Here is a 2,898-nt window from a genome sequence, read left to right as displayed (position 1 = left end):
AAGCGGTGTGGGAACACTGTTTTGAGGAATCATCAGGCACGCTATTGGGCTTTGAGACAACAGGCCTGCGGTCCTGCCCTGTTGGGGGTGGGGGGTGTGTTGTTGCCCTGCTTTGGTGGTGGGGTGTGGTGTTTGATTTGTGGATAGTGGTTGCGAGCATCTAGCACGCAGGAGCTGGCTTCGGGGCCCTTGTGGGTTCTGGGGTTGGTTGTTGTGTGTGGGTGTGCAATTTCTTTTTGTAACTCATTTTTGGTTTTTGTGTTGTAAGTGTTTAAGGGCGCATGGTGGATGCCTTGGCACTGGGAGCCGATGAAGGACGTGGGAGGCTGCGATATGCCTCGGGGAGCTGTCAACCGAGCGTGGATCCGAGGATGTCCGAATGGGGAAACCCGGCACGAGTGATGTCGTGTCACCCAACGCTGAATGTATAGGCGTTGGGGGGGAACGCGGGGAAGTGAAACATCTCAGTACCCGTAGGAAGAGAAAACAAGTGTGATTCCGTGAGTAGTGGCGAGCGAAAGCGGAGGATGGCTAAACCGTATGCATGTGATACCGGGTAGGGGTTGTGTGTGCGGGGTTGTGGGACCCATCTTTCTGGGGCTACCTCTCCAGAGGGCAGTGAGAAAATGTTGTGGTTAGCGGAAGTGGCTTGGGATGGCCTGCCGTAGACGGTGAGAGCCCGGTACGTGAAAACCCGACGTCTGTCTTGATGGTGTTCCCGAGTAGCAGCGGGCCCGTGAAATCTGCTGTGAATCTGCCGGGACCACCCGGTAAGCCTGAATACTTCCCAGTGACCGATAGCGGATGAGTACCGTGAGGGAATGGTGAAAAGTACCCCGGGAGGGGAGTGAAATAGTACCTGAAACCGTGCGCTTACAATCCGTCAGAGCCTTCCCTTTGGGGTGGGGTGATGGCGTGCCTTTTGAAGAATGAGCCTGCGAGTCAGGGACATGTCGCGAGGTTAACCCGGGTGGGGTAGCCGCAGCGAAAGCGAGTCTGAATAGGGCGTATCCGCACAGGAGTGTGTGGTGTAGTGGTGTGTTCTGGACCCGAAGCGGAGTGATCTACCCATGGCCAGGGTGAAGCGCGGGTAAGACCGTGTGGAGGCCCGAACCCACTTAGGTTGAAGACTGAGGGGATGAGCTGTGGGTAGGGGTGAAAGGCCAATCAAACTCCGTGATAGCTGGTTCTCCCCGAAATGCATTTAGGTGCAGCGTCACATGTTTCTTGTTGGAGGTAGAGCTACTGGATGGCCGATGGGCCCTACTAGGTTACTGACGTCAGCCAAACTCCGAATGCCGACAAGTCCAAGAGTGTGGCAGTGAGACGGCGGGGGATAAGCTCCGTGCGTCGAGAGGGAAACAGCCCAGATCGCCGGCTAAGGCCCCTAAGCGTGTGCTAAGTGGAAAAGGATGTGCAGTCGCGAAGACAACCAGGAGGTTGGCTTAGAAGCAGCCACCCTTGAAAGAGTGCGTAATAGCTCACTGGTCAAGTGATTGTGCGCCGATAATGTAGCGGGGCTCAAGCACACCGCCGAAGCCGCGGCAACCCAGTGATGGGTTGGGTAGGGGAGCGTCCTGCGTCCGGTGAAGCCGCCGAGTGATCGAGTGGTGGAGGGTGTGGGAGTGAGAATGCAGGCATGAGTAGCGAATAGGCAAGTGAGAACCTTGCCCGCCGAAAGACCAAGGGTTCCTGGGCCAGGCCAGTCCGCCCAGGGTGAGTCGGGACCTAAGGCGAGGCCGACAGGCGTAGTCGATGGACAACGGGTTGATATTCCCGTACCCGTGTGTGTGCGTCCCTGATGAATCCATTCTGCTAATCGCCCAAATGGTGGTCCATCAATCCCTTCGGGGTGCGAGGGTTGCCGGCTGCGCGAGACCCGGGTGGGTAGTAGTCAAGCGATGGGGTGACGCAGGAAGGTAGCCGTACCGGTCAGTGGTAATACCGGGGTAAGCCTGTAGGGAGAGCGATAGGTAAATCCGTCGTTCACATATCCTGAGAGGTGATGCATAGCCGAGTGAGGCGAATTCGGTGATCCTATGCTGCCAAGAAAAGCCTCTAGCGAGGACATACACGGCCCGTACCCCAAACCAACACAGGTGGTCAGGTAGAGAATACTAAGGCGTACGAGTGAACTATGGTTAAGGAACTCGGCAAAATGCCCCCGTAACTTCGGGAGAAGGGGGACCCCCACACCGTGAACCGGCTTGCCCGGGGTAGCGGGAGGGGGTGGCACAAACCAGTGAGAAGCGACTGTTTACTAAAAACACAGGTCCGTGCGAAGTCGCAAGACGATGTATACGGACTGACGCCTGCCCGGTGCTGGAAGGTTAAGAGGACCCGTTAACTCCTTTGGGGGTGAAGCGGAGAATTTAAGCCCCAGTAAACGGCGGTGGTAACTATAACCATCCTAAGGTAGCGAAATTCCTTGTCGGGTAAGTTCCGACCTGCACGAATGGCGTAACGACTTCTCAACTGTCTCAACCATAGACTCGGCGAAATTGCACTACGAGTAAAGATGCTCGTTACGCGCGGCAGGACGAAAAGACCCCGGGACCTTCACTACAACTTGGTATTGGTGCTCGATACGGTTTGTGTAGGATAGGTGGGAGACTGTGAAGCGCACACGCCAGTGTGTGTGGAGTCGTTGTTGAAATACCACTCTGATCGTATTGGGCCTCTAACCTCGGACCATTTATCTGGTTCAGGGACAGTGCCTGGTGGGTAGTTTAACTGGGGCGGTTGCCTCCTAAAATGTAACGGAGGCGCCCAAAGGTTCCCTCAACCTGGACGGCAATCAGGTGTTGAGTGTAAGTGCACAAGGGAGCTTGACTGCGAGACATACATGTCGAGCAGGGACGAAAGTCGGGACTAGTGATCCGGCACCTCTGAGTGGAA

At 56.0% G+C, this 2,898-nt stretch carries 1 rRNA gene; it reads left to right on the top strand.

What is annotated here, in order from left to right:
- Nucleotides 1-261: 261 nt before the first annotated feature.
- Nucleotides 262-2,898 (top strand): 23S ribosomal RNA (locus RMCB_RS35745); the annotation flags it as partial.

It is taken from the genome of Mycolicibacterium brisbanense (genome assembly GCF_001570425.1).
Classification (GTDB): Bacteria; Actinomycetota; Actinomycetes; order Mycobacteriales; family Mycobacteriaceae; genus Mycobacterium; species Mycobacterium brisbanense.
This window is presented reverse-complemented; position numbering and strand designations above follow the sequence as displayed.